The organism is Blautia sp. AM42-2 (genome assembly GCF_003480245.1).
In the GTDB taxonomy this organism is placed as follows: domain Bacteria; phylum Bacillota; class Clostridia; order Lachnospirales; family Lachnospiraceae; genus Fusicatenibacter; species Fusicatenibacter saccharivorans.
This window is the reverse complement of the sequence record NZ_QUIM01000002.1, coordinates 464,896-485,649: the sequence shown is the minus strand read 5'-3', so window position 1 is coordinate 485,649 and position 20,754 is coordinate 464,896. Positions and strand designations below refer to the sequence as shown.

The following is a 20,754-nucleotide window of genomic DNA, read 5'->3' as shown; positions in this document are numbered from 1 at the left end:
GCCGGAAAGCTGTTATCAAGGCTTTCCGGCCGGGGATTCGTTTTGCTTTTGTTTTGTTGTTTTTAACGGTAAATCCGCAGAATACGCAGGACTTTTACCAGTTTGGTTCCCATTGGCATGCGGCGCATTTCGGCTTCGGTTGTGCCGGTTACGACGACGAAAGCGATCAGGTAGACGACAATGGCGATCAGAATCGCGATCAGCATGCTGATGGACGGGCGTTTGGTGATGGCAAAGAGGCCGTAGTAAACAACCCAGGTTACGACTCCCATGATGGCGGCTGCGATCAATGGTTTTACGTAGGTGTTTTTGAACTCGTTGCGGAAGTTCAGGTGTTTGCGGATCGAAAGGTTATTCAATACGCACATGCTCAGCGAGAACAGGATTCCTGCGAAGACAACGGCATAGATGTTTGTCTTCGGGAAGACTGCGAGGATCAGGGCCAGGACGATGAGGTCCATTCCGAGGGAAATGGCTGCGTTATGCAGGGCTTTTTTCTGCTGGCCGATGGACTGCAGGACGCTGTTGGTGATGGTGGACAGGGCCGAGAATACGACCGAAACGGCGCCCATCATCAACAGTTTTCCGGAAAGGCTGGAGCTTGACGGGAATAGGACTCCTGTGATCGGGAATGCGAGTACGCCAAGGCCGACGGCTGCCGGGATGGAGATGAACATCGTCAGGCGGATGGTCTCGAGGATTTTGTCGTTTGCCTCATCAAGGTCACCGGTTGCATAGCAGGAGGACACCTCCGGCATCATGGCGGATGCAGATGCACTTGCCATGGCAAGCGGAACGTTGATCAGGGTGACGTAGTAGTTGGAGAACTCTCCGTATGCAGCGTTCAGTGCTTTCTGGTTTTCACCGTGCCATCCGAGGATGGTGAAGAACAGGTAGTTGTCCAGATAAGCGTTGCAGTTGTAAATAAAGGTCGTAAAGATGACCGGCGTTACCATCAGGAAAAGGACCTGGAAAATTTCACGGTAGGATTCTTCACGGTGATGTGTGTCTTTGGCAGCTTTCCGCAGAATTGTTTTCCGGTTTACGCCGTAAACGATCAGCATAAAGCAGAGGCCTGCCAGGACACCGGCTCCTGTTCCGAGGGTTCCGCCGGCGGCACCGAATTTGGCATGTTCGGTATCGTTTGCCGCGAACTGCTGGATGAAGAACCAGGCAGCGCCAATACTGAATGCGGCGTTGAATACCTGCTCGATGATCTGTGAGATCGAGGTCGGCATCATCGTGCTGTGGGCCTGGAAATAACCGCGCAGAACGCCGAGAACAGCCGAGAAAAAGATGGTCGGCGCCAGTACGCGTAAGGCAAGGAGTGCATTCTGCTGGTTATACGGCAGAAGGAATTTTCCGCCGAAAAATGCCACCAGTGCAGCGATTCCGCCGACAATTACCGCATAAATCAGGGCACCGTGGAAGACGCGGTGTGCGTTGCGGTACTCTTTTAAGGCCAGGCGCTCGGATACGATTTTCGACACTGCCATCGGAATACTGTAGGACGAGATCAGCAACAGGATCGTGTACAGATTGCTCGCTGTACTGTAATAGCCAAGTCCCTCATTTCCAATGGTTTCGCCGAGCGGTGACCGGTACAGCAGGCCGATCACACGCGAGATAATCGTTGCCGCCATTAAAATAGAAGTATTTCTCAATAATGTATTTTTCTTTTTACTCATGCTTTTGCTCCCGTATTACATTTTCGATCTGCCAGTCAATCGGCGCAAGACCGTTTTCTTCCAGATATTCGTTTGTTCTGGAAAACGGATGGCTGCCGAAAAATCCACGGTATGCAGAGAGCGGACTCGGATGAGCGGACATCAGCACCAGATGCTTTGGATTGTGGATCATCTCTTTTTTCCGCTGCGCCGGACGGCCCCAGAGGATAAAGACCATCGGTCGATCCTGCTCTGCGAGTACCTTGATCGCTGCATCGGTAAACTGTTCCCAGCCGATTTCCTTGTGGGAATTTGCCTGATGCGCACGTACAGTCAGCACCGTGTTCAGCATTAAAACACCCTGCCGTGCCCATTTTTCGAGATATCCGTTGTTCGGGATATAGCATCCCAGATCGTCCTCAAGTTCCTTGTAAATGTTGACCAGGGACGGCGGAATACTTACCTCCGGTTTTACAGAAAAGCAGAGCCCGTGCGCCTGTCCCGGCTCATGGTACGGATCCTGGCCCAGGATGACCACTTTTACCTGCTCGAGCGGGGTAAAGTGGAACGCATTGAAAATATCATCAGCCGGTGGATAAATGGTGTGAGTTTTATACTCCGCACCCACCGTCTGAAACAGTTTTTTATAGTAGTCTTTGGAGAATTCTCCCTTCAGGGCATTTGCCCAGCTTCCGCTAAGAGGCGGCATATCGTTTTCTCCTTCCTTTTACAGGCGGACCGGCACATTACGGCCTGCCAGATATTCTTTGACTTCACGAATTTCCAGTTCTTTGTAGTGGAACAGGGATGCGGCGAGGGCTGCATCGGCTTTTCCTTCGGTTAAGGCATCATAAAAATGCTCCAGCGTTCCTGCGCCGCCGGATGCGATGACCGGGATGCCGACGCTCTCTGCGATCGTTCTTGTCAGCTCGATATCGTATCCCGCCTTTGTTCCGTCGCAGTCCATGCTGGTGAGCAGAATTTCTCCGGCTCCGAGGCTCTCGGCTTTTTTCGCCCACTCGACGGCGTCGATGCCGACATCGATCCGGCCGCCGTTTTTGTAGATATTCCAGCCGCTTCCGTCAGCTCTCTTCTTCGCATCGATCGCAACGACCACGCACTGGCTGCCAAATTTCTGCGCCGCATCGCCAATGAGCTGCGGATTGTTGATCGCGGAGGAATTAATCGAAATTTTATCGGCCCCCTCTCGGAGCAGCATCTTGAAATCGTCCACAGTGCGGATTCCTCCGCCGACAGTGAACGGAATAAAAACGTTTGCCGCTACCTTCCGCACCATATCGACAACGGTTCCTCTCTGGTCGGAGGAGGCTGTGATATCAAGGAACACAACTTCATCGGCTCCTGCCTTGTCGTACGCTTTTGCAATCTCCACCGGGTCTCCGGCATCTTTTAAATCGACGAAATTAACGCCTTTTACGACTCTTCCGTTTTTTACATCCAGGCATGGGATAATTCGTTTTGTAAACATCGCTTAGTCCTCCTCTCCAATTTCCGCAAAGTTTTTCAGAATGGCAAGTCCAAGATCTGAACTCTTTTCCGGGTGGAACTGGCAGGCGAACAGATTTCCTTTTTCCACGGATGCATGGATGTGTGTACTGTACTCTGTCGTTGCTTTTACAATTTCCTCCTCTTCTGCTTTCAGATAGTAGGAATGGACAAAGTAAACATATGATTCCTGTGGGATGCCCTTGAATAATCTTCCTTCCTTCTGTAAATGGAGGGAGTTCCATCCCATGTGTGGAATTTTTAAGCCCTCTTTATCCGGAATCCGGAGAATCTCTCCTTTTAACAATCCAAGTCCTGCGACACCCGGACTCTCTTCGCTGCGTTCAAACAGAACCTGAAGCCCGAGACAGATTCCAAGAAACGGAGTCCCTTTTTCTACGATTTCATGAATAACCGGCACCAGATGATAGCGGTTCAGATTTTCCATCGCATCTCCAAAGCTGCCGACACCCGGCAGAACGACGTGATCTGCGCGTTTTAACACGTCTGGATCCCTGGTCAGTACAACCTCTTTTCCAAGGCTTTGAAAGGCTTTTTCCACGCTTTTTATATTTCCGGCATCATAATCAATCAGTGCAATCATAGGTGGGTCCTCCTCGTTTGTTATTTCAGTCCACGCCCCCTGTCATTGGGGGCATCTCTGCTGTTCTTTTGCAAACAGTACACTTCATTCTAACATACCGTTTTCTAAAATTCAAATTTTGAAGGTTATAAAATTATACAAAAATACAGAAATTCTTAAGATTTCTTTTACTCCCGCTCTTTTCTTTCTTTTTATACTGGACAAATGACGGGCATCACGCTACAATAAGAGCGTTGCACTAAGAAACGATAACACTTTGTAAAAAACGAGAGGTGTATATGATTACCAAATATCTGATTGTATTTTTGATTTCCATGGTTCCGCTCATCGAGCTGCGTGGTGCGATTCCGTACGCGGTAGCTTTCCATATTCCGACGCTTCCGGCCTATCTGATCGCCGTCATCGGAAATATGCTTCCGGTTCCGATTATTTTCCTGTTCGCTCGAAAGGTTCTTGTCTGGGGATGTGATAAAAAGTATATCGGAAAGTTCTTCACCTGGTGTCTGGAAAAAGGCGAAAAAGGCGGGGAAAAACTGAAAGCAAAAGCCGGCCGCGGACTTCCGCTCGCCCTGCTGCTCTTCGTCGGCATTCCGCTCCCGGGAACCGGCGCATGGACCGGCACACTGGCCGCAAGTATCCTCGATATGGACTTTAAGACCAGCGTTCTCGCCATCATGGGCGGTGTTCTCCTTGCAAGCGTCATCATGCTGCTTGCAAGTTCCGGCGTATTCGGGGCAATTGGGGCGCTTTTGGCGTAAACGGCTCTGCTTCCGTTTCAATTCCATAAAATTTGGCTTACAGCCGCACAGATTTGTTTTTCCGATCTGTGCGGCTGTTTTTGTATAACTTTTTTCTAACAGAAATTTTCCCTGCTGTTTCCTGTTCACGTTTTTCCGGATCGAATTCTGTTTCTTTTCTTCCAGTATTTTCTTGTACTATTTTCATTTTTCCTCTTGAACATTCGTTCGATTTGTGTTACACTTCTTTTATCGAACAGTTGTTCTTTTTATAAAATACCTGTTATCTTATTGTTTTACTTTTATTCGTATTCATTTGGACATAGAAAGGAATTTTTCTGCCATGCAGTTATCATCACAAACACTTTCTCTCTCCGAGAAGCTGAATCTTCTCGCTGACGCGGCCAAATACGACGTTGCGTGCACTTCCAGCGGTGTGAACCGTGCCGGAAAACAGGGACATCTCGGCAATTCGGTCTCCTGCGGTATCTGCCACAGCTTTTCTTCCGACGGACGCTGTATCTCTCTGTTGAAAATTCTGCAGAGCAACGACTGTATCTACGACTGTAAATACTGCGTCAACCGCGCCGGGAATGACCGGCAGCGCGCCACGTTTACACCGGAGGAGGTCTGTACACTCGTCACGGAATTTTATCGCCGAAACTATATTGAGGGACTCTTTTTAAGTTCCGCCGTCTGCAAAAATCCTGCCCATACGATGGAGCTCATGTACCGCACTCTGCATCTTTTACGTAATCGTTACCGCTTTAACGGCTACATCCACGTCAAAGCTATCCCGGGCGCACCCGCCGAGCTGATCGAAAAGACCGGCTATCTCGCCGACCGCATGAGCGTCAATCTGGAACTCCCGACCGGAGAAGGGCTGCAGAAACTGGCCCCGCAGAAGACACAGAAAGCGATTTTAAAACCCATGCGCCAGATCCAGTCCGGTATTGTAGATTACCGGCTGACCGCAGGGAAAAGCGCTTTTTTAGAGCGTTCCTCGGGAAACCGCTATCTCTCCCACTCCATTTTCGATACACGAAAGCAGATTTCCGCCTCCGCTGCCGATCTGGGCTGGATCTCTTCCTCCTCCGCGCGGTCACTGCCGGAAAAGGAACGCTCTGCTCCCTTCGTTCCTGCCGGCCAGAGCACGCAGATGATCATCGGTGCGACAAAGGAAAACGATTACCAGCTTCTCTCCACCTCACAGCTTCTCTACCAGCAGTATGACCTGAAGCGCGTCTTTTACTCCGCCTACATTCCGGTCAACGAGGATTCCGCCCTGCCCTCACGTGAAACCAAGCCGCCGCTTCTTCGGGAACACCGCCTTTATCAGGCAGACTGGCTGCTCCGCTTCTACGGTTTTCAGGCGGATGAACTGCTCGATGAAGCCCACCCGAACTTTCATGCACAGCTCGACCCGAAATGCGACTGGGCGCTGCGCCATATGGAGCTGTTTCCGGTGGAGATCAACACGGCTGAGTATGCCGACCTTCTGCGCGTTCCCGGCATCGGGCCGAAATCGGCCATGCGGATTGTAAAGAGCCGCAGAAGCTCCCATCTTTCATTTGATCATCTGAAAAAGATCGGTGTGGTGCTGAAACGCGCCAAATATTTTATCACCTGCGAGGGAAAAATGATGTATCACATGCGGCTGGAACAGCAGTTTCTGACCCGGCAGCTCACGGGAGAGGAAGCCGCCTCCAACTGGGAGGTTTCCCATCCGGAACAGTATCAGCAGCTTTCTCTGTTTGATGCTGCCGTACCTGGGCATATATAATCCCGGGCGTTCTTCTCACGGAAAAGCCTTTTTGCTGTATCTGCGCTTTTTGCAGAAGGCTGTTGTCTGTATCAATTGATTTCAGAAAGGATTTTATTATGACTGTTTACACCTGCAGCCCGGATCTTGCGTCGATCCTGACCTGCATCTATGAAGCCTGGAATTCCCGTCTCGGCTACCGCAATGTACGGCTGATGACGGAACCAGTCGGCAATCTGGAGCTGTTCTGCGATTACTGCCATGTTGAGCCGGACACAGAAAAAGCCGCCAGCGTCACGCGATCCATTCAAAAGAAGATCGGCGCAGCAGCCTGGCGGCTCGTCTATCTCTGTGCAATGTCCGAGAGAAGCGACGCTCCCGACATCATTTATCGTTTTCTGCTCTACGGCTTTTCCTATGGAAAGGATACCCTGCATATGCTGCAGGAACCGGCGGTATTCCACGCTTTTGAAGTTTCCCGTCAGGTCACAAATGAAGCGCATTCGTTCCGGGAATTTATCCGTTTTGCAAATATTTCCTCCGGTTTTCCGATCCTGGTCTCGCATATTTCCCCGAAAGCCAATGTGCTGACCCTGGTCGCTCCCCATTTTTCTGACCGGCTTCCCTCAGAAAACTGGATGATTCTCGATGATAACCGGCAGCTTGCCGTCGTGCATCCCGCTGACCGGCCCTTTTATCTGACCCGTCTTTCTCCGGATGAAATAGAACGCCTTTCCCTCACGGAATCCACTTCGGACCCTTACGAAGAACTCTGGAAAGGATTTTTCACCGCAATTGCCATCAAAGAGCGTTCCAATCCCGACTGTCAGCGTACGCATCTGCCGCTCCACTACCGGGATCATATGCCGGAATTTAAAAATTTTTAGAGTCTTAGAATTTTTCCAGCTGTTCCATGTTCAGCACAAACACAGTACAGCCTCCTGTCTGGGTATCAATCGGAACAGAGTAATTTCCGCCCGGGCAGAAGTTTCCGCTTTCCATCGGGGTGGCCGCATAGGTAACTGTTTTCCGAAGCCCTGCTTCCTGTTTTAAGATCGCAAGCACAGCGTCGAGCTTATGATCATCGGTTCCGATCAGCAGTGTTGTGTTCTTCTCCTTCAGGAAACCGCCGGTCGTGGCAAGCTCCGTCACAAAAAAGCCTTTTTTGTTCAACTCGGCAATGGTGTCTGCCTCGTCCTCTTTCCGTAATACAGCAACAATTAACTTCATACAAATTCCTCCTCGCATCCTCCGGTCAAACGGATTCTGATTTTTGAAAAGTCAGCTGCTTATGCCGTATGGCACATTGCATTTTTCTGTTTTCACAGTAAAAATAGCATAATGTCACGGAAAAAGAAAGTCTTTTTTTACTTTTTCACTTCAAATCCGTATGACACGGTTCCATTTTCGAATACCGCGTCCACTTCGTAGATGTAGCCGGCCTCGGCTCCCGGAATGCTCCAGCTCTCCGCATGCTCCACAGAAACGCTTTCTCCCTCCGGGTAACCATTGCCAAAGTTCTGCCCCCGGTCTTCGGCCGGCCATCTTTCTGCTGTGACAGAATCCGGCTCCTCCGAGAAGACAAGCTCCAGATCGGTTTTTCCTTCGTCATTTGCTGTATGCAGATCACTCAGTTCCGTCCATTCCAGAATGAACGCACTGTCCGCAACGACGTTCTGACCATTGCCGTCCTCATCAACATAAGACCAGGTATAACCTCCCTGTGTTGCCATAGCTGTCACCTGGGCATTTGGCTGTGTGTAGCACAGATTCAGAAACGGAATTTCCGATGGATCCTTTTCCGGCAGAATCTGGGAAAGTTCCTCATCGAATTTTTCTGCATCCGCCTCCGTACCGCCGCTGATTCTCATAATACGGCTGATACCCGGATATTGTCCCGGATAGGAGTTCAGCATAATACCGTCGCCCTCCACTTGAAGAAAATCTCCTTTTTTGATCTCGGACGGATCAATAGCATTTCCATTTTCATCGTAAAGTGTGTCGGACGGTGTATGTGTCACATAGATGTTTCCGTGTTCCAGATCTCCCAGGTACCATAACCCGGAATCTTCTGCAAGAAATACGGCTTTCTGTACTTCTTCTGCCCTATTGCTGTCCGCTGCAGTACTTGCTGTATCTGCATTCAGATTTCGGTCCCGTTCCGTTTTCATATAGATTCCGCCTCCAATCAGCACGGCGGCAACTACAACACCGGTCACTCCAAAAATAACTGCGTTTTCTTTTTTCATAAGCGTATTCTTCCTTTCCTGTTGTTTTCCCGTTTTTTTTACACGACTTGTTTTATCTTTCTGCAAGACATGCAAGAAACGGTTCCCCGTACTTTTCAAATTTGCTCTCGCCGACACCAGAGACCGCCAGCATTTCCTCTTTGTTGGACGGTTTCTCCATCGCCATCTGGATCAGTGTTTTATCCGAGAAGATAATATACGGAGGCACTTTATGCTCCTTTGCAAGCTCCATCCGGAGTGCCCGCAGTTTTTCGAATACCGCGGCCTCCTCGTTGGAAAGATCCTTTGCCGCTGCCGAGGTTTTTGTCTTTGTCTTCTCTTTTGCGGCTTTCGGAATCCGTTTTTCTTCTTTTGCCATCTTCATCAGCATCGTGCCGTCCTCATCCAGCAGCTCCGCCGCTTTTGGCAACAGGCGCACAATGCTGTATGTGTCGGCCGTTACATAGAGATATTCCCGGACCTGCAGTTCATTTAAGATCTGCCGCAGCCGGTAGACCGGCTCTTTTGCCAGTTCCCCGTAATGGGAGTTTTCATCCATGCGGTACTGGCGGATTTTCGCGGTATTCGCACCGTGCAGGGTATCGAGAATCACCGTCGTGCCGTAGCGCTGACGGCATTCCCGCACACAGCCAAGGATTGCCTTTGCCGCCGCTGTCACATCCACCGTTTCAAATTCCGAGAGGCAGTTGGAACAGTTTCCACAGTAATTGGAACCGTATTCCCCGAAATACCTCAGGATATAATCTCTGAGGCACTCATGGGTGAAACAGTAAAACGTCATTTTCTTCAGCCGTTCCTCCTCCCGCTGACGGATCAGCGCTGTCGTCTCGGGATCCTCACTCTCCTGCGCCATGTTTTCGATAAAAAACTGGTTTGTGATGACGTCCTGTCCCGCGTACAGCAGAATACATTCCGCCGGAAGGCCGTCCCTGCCTGCTCGTCCGGCCTCCTGATAATAGCTTTCCATGTTTTTCGGCATATTATAATGGATGACGTACCGCACATTCGATTTATCGATTCCCATACCAAAAGCGTTTGTCGCTACCATGATCTGCTTCCGGTCATAAATAAAATCTTCCTGGTTTTCCTTCCGTTCCAGGTCAGAGAGACCCGCATGGTATCTTGTGACAGAATATCCTTTCTGCTCGAGTTTCTCACAGACCTCCTCCACATTTTTTCTGGTCAGACAGTAAATAATTCCGCAGTCCGCCTCGTGCTCTGCAAGGAATGATTCCACGGCTGCGAATTTATCTTTCGGCTGCTGTACCGTAAATTTCAGATTTTTCCGGTCAAAGCCTGTGACCAGACGTACCGGATCACGCAAAGACAGTAGTGCTTCGATATCATCCCGTACCTCTTTTGTTGCCGTTGCCGTAAAGGCACCGATCACCGGCCGTGCGGGAAGCTGCTCGACAAACTCTGTGATTTTCAGGTAGCTTGGGCGGAAATCCTGACCCCACTGGGAAATACAGTGTGCCTCATCAACACTAATCATCGAAATTTCCATCGACTGCACCGCGCACAAAAATTCCGGTGTCAGAAGGCGTTCCGGGGCGACATAAATAATCTTGTACCGGCCCTCCATGGCAAAGCCGAGTGCCTTCCGGTACTGCGCCGCACTTAAGGAGCTGTTCAGAAACGCAGCGTGAATCCCCGCCTGGTTCAGGGTCGATACCTGATCCTTCATCAGAGAAATCAACGGTGATACCACCAGGGTAATTCCTGGCAGCAGAAGCGCCGGAATCTGATAACACAGCGATTTTCCTGCTCCGGTCGGCATGATGCCGAGCACGTCCTGTCCGTTCAGAAGCGCATCCACCAGCATCTCCTGCCCCTCCCGGAAGGAATCGTAACCGAAGTACTTTTTTAAAACCTCATATTTTGTCATCTTGTTTTTCTCTGCCCTTTCCATCCACTCTACCTCCATTGTGACATAGATTGCAGGTAAAGTCAAACAGATGTGTGCCGCATGTTTTCTTTCATCCATACATATATTGTCTCAAAAAGTCCTGGAGGGGGATTTTATGCGTTCTCTTTCACCCCTTTCCCGCCGGATCCTGAAAAAAGCCGGTATCGCCGCCGCTTTTTTCTGCTCCGCTTTTCTTTTTGGCTCTGTTCTGTCCCACTTTACCTGCCGTGCGCTCCGAAAGGCAGCCCCAGTTTTTCTCTCTGCTGCGCCGGAGACACCTGTTTCTTCCGTTTCGATGCCCGTCCTCTCCTCTGCTGCCGAAAACTGGGGGCTCTCCTTCCCGGAAAAAGGGAAGACTCCCGTCGGCAATGCTACATCCGAAGAGCTTGCCGCCTACAACGCCTGGTTTGCCGCTTCACCGGAAGAAAACATCATCTATCTGACGTTTGACTGCGGCTATGAAAACGGCAACACACCAACGATTCTTGATGCGCTCCAGAAGCATCAGGCTCCCGCAACGTTCTTTGTCGTCGGCAATTTTCTCTCCGACCAGCCGGATCTTGTCAAACGTATGGCAGCGGAAGGCCATATCGTCGGAAACCACACCTGGTCGCACCCGGATATGTCCAAAATCTCCACGCAGGAAGCCTTCTCAGAAGAACTGAACCGAGTCTCCACACTTTATCAGGAAACCACCGGCCAGGAAATGGTGAAATTTTACCGGCCGCCGCAGGGAAAATACAGCACACAGAACCTGCAGATGGCAAAGGACCTCGGATACCAGACGTTTTTCTGGAGTCTCGCCTATGTAGACTGGTACCAGGATCAGCAGCCGACCCACGAGGAGGCTTTCAAAAAGTTGACCGGACGCATTCATCCCGGTGCCATCGTCCTGCTTCATAATACCTCATCCACCAACGCGGAGATTCTCGATGAGCTGCTGACGAAATGGGAAGAAATGGGATATTCTTTCGGCTCTCTCGATCAGCTCGCATCGAAATCTGCCTGAGGACCGGAAATACGGTTTCTCATGTATTTCTATCTTTCTTTTGTTCTGCTTTTTTTATCCTGCTTTCAAACCGGAATGCCTCCTCTTTTACTTCCTTCCAGAGCCGCAGCACACAGAGCAGGTTCGGCACCGCCATGCAGGCATTGGCAAGCTCCGCAAAATTCCAGACCGTTTCTGCCATGCAGACGCACCCGGCAAACGCTGCAAAACAGAAGAAAACACGGTAAACCATTCCGAAGCTATCCTTTTTCACCAGCCAGAGAAACGCCTGCTCCCCCTGGTATGCCCAGCCGGCCATCGTTGCAAATGCGAACAGCAGAATCCCGACCGCGACAACATAGCCTCCCGCCGGTCCGAACACACTTTCAAAGGCCTGAATTACCATCGCCGCTCCATCCGCTTTTTCCGCCTCCAGTATCCCCTCTGCCGCCCCGGTCACTCCAACGGCAAGGCCGGTCACAAGACAGATCACCATGGTATCAACGAACACACCTGTCATGCTGATGTACCCCTGCCGCACGGGATCGTCGGTCTGTGCCGCCGCAGCACTGATTCCGCCTGCTCCAAGCCCTGCTTCATTCGAAAACACACCGCGGGAAATTCCATACCGCAAGGCCGGCGGCAGCAGGGAAATTCCCGCACCCACCGCTCCTCCCGATACCGCCCGGAAAGAAAACGCGTCCCGTACTATCGCAAGCAGTGTCCGCGGAAGCTCTCCGGCGTGCAGACCGATTACCATTCCTGCCCCGCCCAGATAAAAGAGTGCCATTCCCGGTACCAGCACCTCCGCCGCTTTTGCAATGGAACGCAGTCCGCCTGTCACCACGAGCAGAAGAAGAATCGTCAGCACCAACGCGCTTTTTTCTCTTGCCACGCCAAACGTATCCTGCATCGCCAGCGCAATCGAGTTTGCCTGCGTCATATTGCCCATTCCGAGAGATACCAGCACGGTGCTTCCGGCAAAAAACACAGCCAGCATCTTCGCCAGCCGCTCCCCCGGAAATGCTCTGGTCAGCGTCACCATCGGACCGCCGCAGTATGTTCCGTCTTTTCTTTGCATCCGGTACTGCACCGAGAGAAAACTCTCAGAAAATTTCAAAGCAAGTCCCACAACCGCCGCCAGCATCATCCATCCCAGTGCTCCTGGTCCTCCAAGCGCCATTGCGGAGGCAACCCCCACGATATTGCCCGTCCCGATTTCCGCCGCAAGTTCCGTCATCAGCGATGCGAACGGCGAAACTCCTGCTTCTGTTTTCTCCCCGCTGTATCTCGCCTCACGGCCGAATGCTGTACGAAGCGCAAAGAACAACCGTCGAATGGGTAGCGCGCGAAGCTGGATGGTCAGAAAAATGCCTGTCCCAAGCAGCAGAAAAAGAAGCGGCGGTCCCCAGGCGGCTGCATTCACCGCTTTTAGAAATGCATTGATTTTTTCAAGCGTGGCCATATCCATTCCTCCCTGTACAAAGTTCCAAAGGAAAGCAGTTCCCGTCCCTCCATTGTTAAACGGTTTTCTGTCCATGCATCGCAATGTTTTCTCTGCACTTTATGCAGCACCGCACAAAAAAAGAACCCGACAGCAGCCTTACGGCCCGTCCGGTTCTTTCGATCTTCATCTTATTTTGTTGTATTCCGCTTCCGCCCGTTTTTCAGGACTCCTGCTCCTTTAAATCATCCGCCACGAGAACACCCGCTTTGAAGCCCATCAGCATCATCTCGAGCATTTCTGCATCGTAATTGCGGTATTTCAGGTAATAAAACAGCGAATCGAGATAATTCAGAAAGCCTTTTTTCGTCTCCGGACTTAAAATCACCCGTTTTCCGTCGCCCATCAGATATTTGGCAATCCGGGAAAAGACGAACTTTTCGTTCAGAAATGCCATCGCATCCGATGTCTCATCCTCCACCAGGATCTGGATCGGTTTTCTCCGCAGCAGCCAGTAGGTCTCATAGGAGATCACTTTCAATGAATTGATATGCTTTGCCTGATGAAAATGTTTCAGGCGGGAAATATCCGTGAAATAGTCCAGCACTGCATGGCTCAACAGCGACTCGCTGATCTGGATTTTCTCGCGGATGCCGAGACTCTTGGCAAATTCCTCGATTTCTTCGTAAAAAACAGCGTAACGGCTCTGGATTACTTCCTCGGAAAATTCTTCCAGAAGTCCGTCGTAGTTTGTGTATATTTTTTCTATTGTATTCATTTTTCCTCCCCGGGCAGATTCAGGATTTCATAGCAGAGTTTCGTCCGGACAAAGTCGGTATATTCGGTCATCTCGCGTTTTTCCATTGTTCCGTAGCGGATCGGCGAGGTATTTCCCATCAGATGTTTTCGGATTTTTCCGGCTTTGACTGCCGCCATCATATTCTCCGCAGAGTCCTCTGCTGCATGAGAGAAGCCCATGCGGCCCGTGTTTCTTCCATCCATTTTTTATCCTTTCCCATGTCTGAAAAGCAGTTTTATTCTTTCAGTATGCTCCAGACGGCATCATCCATCGTATGAATTTCATTCAGATCGCGTTTTTCCACCGCTGCCTTGACCTGCGGTTTTAATTCACGCTTGCGCACGATCGTTTCCTTGCTCTGGAACTTCTCATCCGGCACAACCTGGAGACGGCGGTAGAACGATCCCATCTCATCTCCCATGCCCGCCAGACGGTTCAGCAGCTCGGAAAACTCTGTCAGCATGGCGTTTCCCTTGCGCCGCGGGTAAAGAATGCTGTGGTCAATCTCTCCCCAGCCCTCCTCGAACAGCGTCTTAATCTGAATTTCAATGTAGACGCCGCGGTAAACGACAATGTAATGCACCGCACGGTAATGTTTCCGGTCCAGAATGTTCTCCTCCGGAATCCAGTTCACATAAATGTCGGCGTAATCGCCAAGTCTTGTATGGACTTTCGGCGGCTCTGCCATATAGCCCGATGCGTTCTGGTCGTAGTCACGGCCGTAATCACGGATGTATTTCTCCGGATCATTTTTAAACCAGTGCGTAATGTATTTATGGAAGTTTACCCAGTCCTCCCGATACAGCAAAAGTCCCCGGATTCCGATCAGATCTGTCACGTAACGCATATAGCTTGTCGAATCCATTTTCCGGTACTTTGCATAATTTTCTAGGCGCTTGCGCACCAGCTTTTCCACCAGATGTTCGGTGTCCTTCAGACGGCTGTGGTACGACTGCAGTCCGATCTCTTTTTCCTTGTCCTGCAAAAACTCTGCCACAAATTCTTTTCGGATCTTTTCCAGCGTCGGACGGCGCCGTTCATAATCATCCGCAATTTCCAGCAGTTCTTCCCAGGAAATATCTGCTTCCTCAAATTCCTGCGGCAGAATTCCGAATTTCTGCAAAAACTCGTCCTTTGTCAGATACACGTAGATTCCTCGCTCTCTTTGTCAATTCAACGTACAGGTTTCTTTTTTTCAGAACGCACCCCGGAGAAACCCGGCCCCGCTGCGTTCTGACGCACCGGAGAGATTATAGCACATTCATCCCCGCTTCACAAGTAAAATCTTTATTTAAGAATGCACATTTCCACTTTAATCTTTCTGCCAATTTCTTAAACTTTCCTTAAGCTGTCTTGATGTTTCACCTGCCCCATGGTAAGATAATCGTGACTTGGCAGAATTGTCTGCTGTTTACACTTACATTAAGAGGGAGGTCTTTTTTATGTGGACTCGAGAGGAACTGAAAACCCGCGGAAAAGCCGCATTTTTACGCAATTACTGGATCTGTGTGGTAGCCGCCTTGATTCTGACTCTGCTGGTCGGAAGCGGTACTTCTAATTCTGGAAATTCCAACAATGACAGCAATCAGACTAACTCGGTCGGTATATCTGGATTTACGATTTCTTCCGATAACTTCAATGTGGAATCCTTTGCAGAAAAATTCACCCCGCTTGGACCGGTTAAATTTGTTTTTACTGTCTTCAGCGGCATTGTACTTCTTGTCATTGGTCTTGCCTTTATTCTGATCCGTATTTTTGTTCTTGCACCATTTGAGGTAGGAGGCTCGAGGTTTTTCATTGAAAACTCGATGGAAAAAGCGGGACTTGGCAACATACTGTTCGGATTCCAGAACGGCTACTATGGAAAAACTGTGTGGACTCTGTTTTTAAAAAATCTTTATATATTCCTCTGGTCGCTGCTTCTTCTGATTCCTGGAATTGTGAAAGCTTATGAATACCGCATGGTTCCTTATCTTCTCGCCGACTACCCGGAACTTTCGACCGAAGAAGCATTCCGCATCAGCCGTGAAATGATGAACGGTGAAAAGATGAATACATTTATTCTTGATCTCTCCTTTATCGGATGGTATATTCTTTCCGGAATCACCTGCAATCTTGTCGGTATTTTCTATCTGTATCCGTACAAATATGCAACCGATGCCGAACTGTTCCTGGTTCTGAAACAGAATTACTTCTCCAGCCGGAGTTATGGCAATACGTATCAGGCTTACTAAACCGCACAAAAAATCAGGTGCTTCTCTTTTTCGGGAAGCACCTGATTTTTTATGTATTTCTTTTTAAATATCTCTTAGATATAATCTTTCATTTCAAAATACCGCATCAGAATATCGGCACAGTTCTCGATGCCAAGATCCGAGGTATTCAGGATCATATGGTAGTTATTGACATCGCCCCATGTCTTTCCGGTATTTTTATAATAATACTCGGCACGCTGCTTGTCTGTCTCTTCCAGCATCACCTCAGCCGCCTCTCTTGTCAGGGAAAACAGCTTCATGATACGTTTGATCCGGTCCTCTTTGTCCGCGCAGACATAAATATTGATGACGTTGCTTTTATCTTTCAGAAACTCCGAAGCACACCGTCCAATGATAATACACGGCTGTTTCGCCAGCTCGCGGATCGCATCCGCCTCAGATTCAAAGGCATTTTCACGCATGCCGTGCTCTACATCGTCCTTATCATATACCGGGATATGCAGTCTCTCGGAAAGTTCTTTCGCAATAATACTCGCCCCAGTACCAAACCGGCGGCTCATCGTAATAACTAAGTTCATTTGCCACTTCCTCCTTCGCACTTCTCATAACGCAAACAAACGCCTTATGACAAATCAAAAAATTTTTCTTTCGCTGTCTTTTATTATAACAAACCCCCACCGAAAACTCAAGGTTTTTCGACAGGGGCATGGATCACTCAGGCGATGGTGATTTCTTCTATTTTCTTTTTTGCGAAATGATTGAATGCCGCGATGACTCTTCCTGTGCAGACCATGGCTATAACAGTGCCGATTCCGATTCCTACCGGCCGGCCGGCATCGATGAGGCCGATCGCAAGGGAAATGACGATGGCGGAGAAATCAAAAAGATTTTTTCCGAAACCCATGTTCTTTCCGCAGCGCTCGCCGAGAACTCTTGCCAGGCCGTCGGCCGGGTTTGGGACGATGTTGACGTCTACGGTCACAGCGGCGCCGATTCCCGTAAGAATGATGGCAAGGACAAGAACGAGAAGCCGCATTCCCATCTGGTCAGGTGCCGGGAAAATCCGGTCGAAGATGGTGATAAAGGCGCTCGTCAGGTAACTTGCGGCAACCTGCAGAAGCTGGAACGGCGGGAATTTTCCTTTCAGCAGTACGATCTGTAATACGATGAAGATCAAATACGCCACGAAGACGGCGGTTCCTGTTTCATAGCCGAAGATCTGTGCCACGGCGTACGGCATGGAGATGATGGGCGATACGCCGAGGTTCGTCTTCGTATTCAGTGTGATACCGAGTGCCAGCACCATAATTCCAATCAGATAAAGCGCAATGCGCAGAATCCATTTCTTTTGTTTTTCCTGCATAATTTTCCCTCTTTTCTTTCTGTAACAACGCTTCTATCTTAACACACATCAGGGAAAATGTGCAGTAAGTCTATCGGATGCAGGATTACTCCTCCTCCAGCACACAGCCTTCTGGTGCATAAGTTTCAAAAAGCCAGTCCTCAAGCGCATTCAGATTATCATCGGAATGCTCGACCTCACGCGCATAGCGCCAGGAAAGCTCCTCGATGTCGTGCATGGAAAGCGTTTTTCCATTTTCCAGCCACCGTGCAACCAGGATTTCCTGAATCCAACGGACAGAGAACAGCGCGAGTTCCATTTTGGAACAGACCATATCGTCATAGACGGCGCCGCAGAAATAGGTGTAGACGAAAAACATCAAAAGCTGCTCACCGATGTTTTCCCACTCTGCACGGCGTTCACCTGCAGCGCCCCAGGTGCGATGGAATTCTTCACAGATGGCCTGATAAGCGGTTTCTCCGTTCTGATACAGCGCTTTTTCTGTGCCGTCAAGCACAGTATCCCATTCCGGACGAAGACGCTCGAGACCGCGGAGAACGGCAAGTTCCTTCACCTGGCGGTCATATGCATGAAAGGATGCAGCATCCACACCTTTTTCCGCAAGGCTCTCCGCCACGCACTCGCTTAAGGTTCCCTCTTCCAGATGCTTTTCATACTTCCGAAGCAGGTCATCGATATCATACTCCCGCTGCTCCTCCATACAGATCTGATACTGTTCTGCGAGCTGCTCTGCCGCCGTCATGCGCTCCTGCAGCGGCAGTTCGCGGTTCTGCAGAATCCGGAACAAAACATCTCTCGTGTCTTCCAGCTGGGAGAACATCATGAAGTCAAACTCTTCAAAATCATCCTCCTCGTCGGTCTCCTCCTCCAGAAAACGCACCGGCTCTTTGCAGGACAGGATAATCCGTGCAGCTTCCGGGCAGGAAAGGGACAGGGATAATTCACGCAGACCCTCGTACTCCTCCGTATGGCGCGGGTAAAGGCGGCAGGTGTCACATAAGGAATCCGGCCCCAGTTCCTTGTAAAGATCGCAGAGATTTTCATCATTCAGAAAGGCACAGCGGCGGTTGTTCTGGTAAAAACACTCTTCCTCCCAGTCGATCGAATTGCGCAGGCGCTTTCCAAACTCACTCTTCTCATTTCCATACCGCTCCAGGGAATCCTCGTCGATCACGATCTGCCAGCCGGCACAGCACGTATCCGGGCAGTCTCCGGCGGTGCATACAAACTGGTCGTAAAAATGTGGTTTTAAATATCTCATGCTTTTTTGTTTCCTTCTTTATATTTCTGTACGATCCACGCACCAGCCTCGCCGACCGGCATGCCGCTTTTTTCTGCAATTACTGCGGCACTCTCGTACTCTGGGTAAATTTTTTCGATCTCGCCGTGGCGGCAGATCTTGACTGTCACATGGCCGTACTCGGTTGCGATTGTCGCAAACTCGCGTTTCATCACGGTGCGCTCCATCCGGCAGCGGCGGATGCCGATTGTGGTGGTCTCGGCGAATATGATATTTTCCAACGTCTCCCGCGTTTTATCATCACAGATTACATCCAGCTGGTAAGCCGGGCGGTTTTTCTTCATATAGACCGGGATGTAATGGACATCTCTTGCGCCTGATCGCAGCAGTTTTCCCATGCAGTAGCCGAGCGCCTCGCCGGTGCAGTCATCAATGTTGCACTCCAGCTTCCAGATCGTATCTTTCTCGTCGTTTTCTTCTGTTTCGAGCATCATTGCACGCAGCAGTGACGGGCGCTCATACGTCCGTTTTCCGGCGCCAAGACCTGTTCTGGTACATTTGAAGGATGCCGGCAGTGTCTCTTTGGTACGGATTGCCGCAACAATGGCTGCTCCGGTCGGTGTGACCAGTTCACCCTGGATTCCGGTCGGAACGAGGGTCAGGCCATGTGCCTGTACGATATTTAAAACAGCCGGTACCGGAACCGGGATCATGCCGTGCTGGCATCTGACAAAGCCGCTTCCCTCGCTGAGACCCGTCACGATGACTTCATCCGGCGCCAGGTTATCCAGGCAGACAGCGGCAGCCACAATATCAACGATGGAATCGACAGCTCCCACCTCATGGAAATGCACCTGATCAAGCGGAACGCCATGGGCTTTTGCTTCCGCTTCGGCAAGAATCTGGAAAATCCGCTCCGCCAGCGCTCTTGCTCCCGGTGTCAGACCGCCGCTGCGGATAATCGCAAGAATCTCCGGCAGCCCGCGGTGCTCATGATGGTGATGATGCTCCCCTGTGTGATCGTGGTCATGATGATGCTCGTGATCATGTGGATGGTCATGCACTTCCGCCCCATCCCCGTGCAGATACGCCATATCGTGATCATGGTTCTCATGCTCTGCATCCAGAATCACATTGAAATCGCAGGCATCCAGCCCCGACTTTTTCACTCTTGTAATCGCAATTTCGTATCCCGGCAGTTTCAGGCTTTCCAGTGATTTCTCCAGTACTTCCCGGTCTGCTCCCAGGTCGAGCAGCGCTGCAACGGTCATATCTCCGCTGATTCCGCTCCCGCACTCCAGATATAAACTTTTACTCATCTTGATGTACTCCCATTCTGTTAATCTGTGTTGCAATATATCCGGCTCCATAGCCGTTGTCGATATTCACGACGGCAATTCCGTTCGCGCAGGAATTGATCATCGTAAGCAGCGCCGAAAGACCGTTCATGCTGGCCCCGTAGCCAACGGATGTCGGAACAGCAATCACCGGCTTGTCCACCAAGCCGCCGAGCACGCTCGCCAGCGCCCCCTCCATTCCGGCAACGGCTACAACGCAGTTGGCGCTCTGAATCGTATCGAGACGCGACAGCAGGCGGTGGATACCGCTCACACCGACATCGTAGATACGCTCAACGTTTGCACCGAAGTATTCTGCGGTCTGCGCCGCCTCCTCGGCAACGGAAATATCCGCAGTTCCAGCCGTACAGACCGCAATTTTTCCGATCCGCTTCTTGTCTTTCTTTTCTATTTTTAAAATATGGGACAGCGGATCATACACCACTTCCGGAAACTTTTTGCGGATCAGCTCGTACTGATGCTCACTGGCTCTCGTTCCGAAAACCTCTCCGTCCTGCTCATACAGGCGCGTAAAAATCTTCAGCAGATGTTCATCCGCCTTCCGCGCACAGAAAATGACCTCCGGGAACCCGCTCCGGATTTCACGGTGCGTATCCAGCTTAGCATATCCCATCTCCTCGAACGGCTCTTTTTTGAAATATTTCTCTGCCTCCTCGATCGAGATTTCGTTGTTTTTTACTTTTTCTAATACTTCTCTTGCCTCCAAAGCATTCACCTCGTTTTCGTTTTTTCCTTTTTTTCACACCCAAATACGATACAACATAAAAAGAAAGCCGAAACCTCTGCTTTGTCAGAACCTTCTCTTTTCTGACACCGCAAATCTCCAGCTTTCTTTATTTTAAACTATGAAGTGCACTTTAAGTCAAGCAGATTCTATACACAAGTATACTCTGCTTTTTGCGTTCCCGCAAT

General features: G+C 50.1%; 21 protein-coding genes. 5 read left to right on the top strand and 16 right to left on the bottom strand.

Features of this window, described 5'->3' with window-relative positions; translation table 11 throughout:
• Window positions 1-62 precede the first annotated feature (62 nt).
• From DW915_RS05290 to hisH, 4 genes are read right to left on the bottom strand one after another with little or no spacing between them, the layout of a single operon-like run.
• A complete protein-coding gene (locus DW915_RS05290; protein ID WP_118741720.1) occupies window positions 63-1,688 on the bottom strand; it encodes a putative polysaccharide biosynthesis protein in 1,626 nt (541 codons plus the stop codon).
• Window positions 1,681-2,376 (bottom strand): uracil-DNA glycosylase, encoded by a 696-nt coding sequence (locus DW915_RS05285; protein WP_055219339.1) that lies wholly within the window; start codon window positions 2,374-2,376, stop codon window positions 1,681-1,683. Before DW915_RS05285 ends, DW915_RS05290 begins: the two co-directional genes overlap by 8 nt.
• A gap of 18 nt (window positions 2,377-2,394) precedes the next feature.
• Window positions 2,395-3,156 carry an imidazole glycerol phosphate synthase subunit HisF gene (hisF, locus tag DW915_RS05280; RefSeq protein ID WP_117804392.1) on the bottom strand — a complete coding sequence of 254 codons (762 nt, stop codon included), beginning with the start codon at window positions 3,154-3,156 and terminating at the stop codon, window positions 2,395-2,397.
• A 3-nt stretch (window positions 3,157-3,159) separates the two neighbouring features.
• Window positions 3,160-3,777, bottom strand: coding sequence for an imidazole glycerol phosphate synthase subunit HisH (gene hisH / locus DW915_RS05275; RefSeq protein WP_117804391.1), 618 nt, complete (start codon window positions 3,775-3,777; stop codon window positions 3,160-3,162).
• 278 nt (window positions 3,778-4,055) lie between these two features.
• On the opposite strand from hisH, the gene DW915_RS05270 reads away from it, so the two are divergent.
• From DW915_RS05270 to DW915_RS05260, 3 genes are all read left to right on the top strand, one after another.
• Complete coding sequence (locus tag DW915_RS05270) at window positions 4,056-4,535, top strand: COG2426 family protein (RefSeq protein ID WP_117804390.1); 480 nt, start codon at window positions 4,056-4,058, stop codon at window positions 4,533-4,535.
• A gap of 322 nt (window positions 4,536-4,857) precedes the next feature.
• Window positions 4,858-6,297: a putative DNA modification/repair radical SAM protein gene (locus tag DW915_RS05265; RefSeq protein WP_117509203.1), complete on the top strand. Its 1,440-nt coding sequence runs from the start codon at window positions 4,858-4,860 to the stop codon at window positions 6,295-6,297.
• A gap of 98 nt (window positions 6,298-6,395) precedes the next feature.
• Window positions 6,396-7,163, top strand: a complete 768-nt coding sequence (locus tag DW915_RS05260; protein WP_117509204.1) for a TIGR03915 family putative DNA repair protein — start codon at window positions 6,396-6,398, stop codon at window positions 7,161-7,163.
• A gap of 4 nt (window positions 7,164-7,167) precedes the next feature.
• Here the strand turns inward: DW915_RS05260 and DW915_RS05255 are convergent, their stop codons facing one another.
• The 3 genes from DW915_RS05255 to recQ form a co-directional block, all read right to left on the bottom strand.
• Window positions 7,168-7,506 carry a cyclic-di-AMP receptor gene (locus DW915_RS05255; protein WP_055227503.1) on the bottom strand — a complete coding sequence of 113 codons (339 nt, stop codon included), beginning with the start codon at window positions 7,504-7,506 and terminating at the stop codon, window positions 7,168-7,170.
• Window positions 7,507-7,643: 137 nt separating this feature from the next.
• Window positions 7,644-8,525, bottom strand: a complete 882-nt coding sequence (locus tag DW915_RS05250) for a hypothetical protein (RefSeq protein WP_117509205.1) — start codon at window positions 8,523-8,525, stop codon at window positions 7,644-7,646.
• Between the two features lie 52 nt (window positions 8,526-8,577).
• Window positions 8,578-10,413, bottom strand: coding sequence for a DNA helicase RecQ (gene recQ, locus DW915_RS05245; RefSeq protein WP_117509420.1), 1,836 nt, complete (start codon window positions 10,411-10,413; stop codon window positions 8,578-8,580).
• A gap of 136 nt (window positions 10,414-10,549) precedes the next feature.
• Here recQ and DW915_RS05240 point away from each other — a divergent pair, with 136 nt between their 5' ends.
• Window positions 10,550-11,443: a polysaccharide deacetylase family protein gene (locus tag DW915_RS05240; RefSeq protein WP_226906352.1), complete on the top strand. Its 894-nt coding sequence runs from the start codon at window positions 10,550-10,552 to the stop codon at window positions 11,441-11,443.
• Between the two features lie 19 nt (window positions 11,444-11,462).
• Here DW915_RS05240 and DW915_RS05235 read toward each other — a convergent pair whose 3' ends face one another.
• The 4 genes from DW915_RS05235 to DW915_RS05220 all read right to left on the bottom strand — a co-directional run bounded on the left by DW915_RS05235 (window position 11,463) and on the right by DW915_RS05220 (window position 14,812).
• Complete coding sequence (locus tag DW915_RS05235) at window positions 11,463-12,887, bottom strand: alanine/glycine:cation symporter family protein (RefSeq protein ID WP_158554960.1); 1,425 nt, start codon at window positions 12,885-12,887, stop codon at window positions 11,463-11,465.
• A gap of 202 nt (window positions 12,888-13,089) precedes the next feature.
• Window positions 13,090-13,644: a hypothetical protein gene (locus DW915_RS05230; RefSeq protein ID WP_022461914.1), complete on the bottom strand. Its 555-nt coding sequence runs from the start codon at window positions 13,642-13,644 to the stop codon at window positions 13,090-13,092.
• On the bottom strand, window positions 13,641-13,868 hold the full coding sequence (locus DW915_RS05225) for a hypothetical protein (protein WP_055227506.1): 228 nt from the start codon (window positions 13,866-13,868) through the stop codon (window positions 13,641-13,643). The genes DW915_RS05230 and DW915_RS05225 overlap by 4 nt, the downstream gene beginning before the upstream one ends.
• A gap of 32 nt (window positions 13,869-13,900) precedes the next feature.
• Window positions 13,901-14,812, bottom strand: a complete 912-nt coding sequence (locus DW915_RS05220) for a GTP pyrophosphokinase (RefSeq protein ID WP_226906353.1) — start codon at window positions 14,810-14,812, stop codon at window positions 13,901-13,903.
• A gap of 295 nt (window positions 14,813-15,107) precedes the next feature.
• On the opposite strand from DW915_RS05220, the gene DW915_RS05215 reads away from it, so the two are divergent.
• The gene (locus DW915_RS05215) at window positions 15,108-15,899 is read left to right on the top strand and encodes a DUF975 family protein (RefSeq protein WP_117509207.1); all 792 of its coding nucleotides are present in this window, start codon (window positions 15,108-15,110) and stop codon (window positions 15,897-15,899) included.
• 74 nt (window positions 15,900-15,973) lie between these two features.
• Here the strand turns inward: DW915_RS05215 and DW915_RS05210 are convergent, their stop codons facing one another.
• From DW915_RS05210 to larB, 5 genes are all read right to left on the bottom strand, one after another.
• Window positions 15,974-16,459, bottom strand: a complete 486-nt coding sequence (locus DW915_RS05210) for a cytidylate kinase-like family protein (protein ID WP_022461910.1) — start codon at window positions 16,457-16,459, stop codon at window positions 15,974-15,976.
• 137 nt (window positions 16,460-16,596) lie between these two features.
• Window positions 16,597-17,244, bottom strand: coding sequence for a YczE/YyaS/YitT family protein (locus DW915_RS05205; RefSeq protein ID WP_117509208.1), 648 nt, complete (start codon window positions 17,242-17,244; stop codon window positions 16,597-16,599).
• An 85-nt stretch (window positions 17,245-17,329) separates the two neighbouring features.
• Window positions 17,330-18,505, bottom strand: a complete 1,176-nt coding sequence (fliB, locus tag DW915_RS05200; RefSeq protein ID WP_055265399.1) for a flagellin lysine-N-methylase — start codon at window positions 18,503-18,505, stop codon at window positions 17,330-17,332.
• Window positions 18,502-19,803 carry a nickel pincer cofactor biosynthesis protein LarC gene (gene larC / locus DW915_RS05195; protein WP_118741719.1) on the bottom strand — a complete coding sequence of 434 codons (1,302 nt, stop codon included), beginning with the start codon at window positions 19,801-19,803 and terminating at the stop codon, window positions 18,502-18,504. The genes fliB and larC overlap by 4 nt, the downstream gene beginning before the upstream one ends.
• Window positions 19,796-20,548, bottom strand: coding sequence for a nickel pincer cofactor biosynthesis protein LarB (gene larB / locus DW915_RS05190; protein ID WP_118741718.1), 753 nt, complete (start codon window positions 20,546-20,548; stop codon window positions 19,796-19,798). Before larB ends, larC begins: the two co-directional genes overlap by 8 nt.
• Window positions 20,549-20,754 lie beyond the last annotated feature (206 nt).

Bases quoted from the DNA above. Each gene is read 5' to 3' on its own strand.
- hisH (WP_117804391.1), bottom strand. From the start codon at position 3,777: ATGATTGCACTGATTGATTATGATGCCGGAAATATAAAAAGCGTGGAA.
- DW915_RS05235 (WP_158554960.1), bottom strand. From the start codon at position 12,887: ATGGCCACGCTTGAAAAAATCAATGCATTTCTAAAAGCGGTGAATGCA.
- DW915_RS05290 (WP_118741720.1), bottom strand. From the start codon at position 1,688: ATGAGTAAAAAGAAAAATACATTATTGAGAAATACTTCTATTTTAATG.
- DW915_RS05270 (WP_117804390.1), top strand. From the start codon at position 4,056: ATGATTACCAAATATCTGATTGTATTTTTGATTTCCATGGTTCCGCTC.
- recQ (WP_117509420.1), bottom strand. From the start codon at position 10,413: ATGACAAAATATGAGGTTTTAAAAAAGTACTTCGGTTACGATTCCTTC.
- DW915_RS05265 (WP_117509203.1), top strand. From the start codon at position 4,858: ATGCAGTTATCATCACAAACACTTTCTCTCTCCGAGAAGCTGAATCTT.
- hisF (WP_117804392.1), bottom strand. From the start codon at position 3,156: ATGTTTACAAAACGAATTATCCCATGCCTGGATGTAAAAAACGGAAGA.
- fliB (WP_055265399.1), bottom strand. From the start codon at position 18,505: ATGAGATATTTAAAACCACATTTTTACGACCAGTTTGTATGCACCGCC.
- DW915_RS05255 (WP_055227503.1), bottom strand. From the start codon at position 7,506: ATGAAGTTAATTGTTGCTGTATTACGGAAAGAGGACGAGGCAGACACC.
- DW915_RS05250 (WP_117509205.1), bottom strand. From the start codon at position 8,525: ATGAAAAAAGAAAACGCAGTTATTTTTGGAGTGACCGGTGTTGTAGTT.
- DW915_RS05215 (WP_117509207.1), top strand. From the start codon at position 15,108: ATGTGGACTCGAGAGGAACTGAAAACCCGCGGAAAAGCCGCATTTTTA.
- DW915_RS05210 (WP_022461910.1), bottom strand. From the start codon at position 16,459: ATGAACTTAGTTATTACGATGAGCCGCCGGTTTGGTACTGGGGCGAGT.
- DW915_RS05240 (WP_226906352.1), top strand. From the start codon at position 10,550: ATGCGTTCTCTTTCACCCCTTTCCCGCCGGATCCTGAAAAAAGCCGGT.
- DW915_RS05260 (WP_117509204.1), top strand. From the start codon at position 6,396: ATGACTGTTTACACCTGCAGCCCGGATCTTGCGTCGATCCTGACCTGC.
- larC (WP_118741719.1), bottom strand. From the start codon at position 19,803: ATGAGTAAAAGTTTATATCTGGAGTGCGGGAGCGGAATCAGCGGAGAT.
- DW915_RS05225 (WP_055227506.1), bottom strand. From the start codon at position 13,868: ATGGATGGAAGAAACACGGGCCGCATGGGCTTCTCTCATGCAGCAGAG.
- DW915_RS05205 (WP_117509208.1), bottom strand. From the start codon at position 17,244: ATGCAGGAAAAACAAAAGAAATGGATTCTGCGCATTGCGCTTTATCTG.
- DW915_RS05230 (WP_022461914.1), bottom strand. From the start codon at position 13,644: ATGAATACAATAGAAAAAATATACACAAACTACGACGGACTTCTGGAA.
- DW915_RS05285 (WP_055219339.1), bottom strand. From the start codon at position 2,376: ATGCCGCCTCTTAGCGGAAGCTGGGCAAATGCCCTGAAGGGAGAATTC.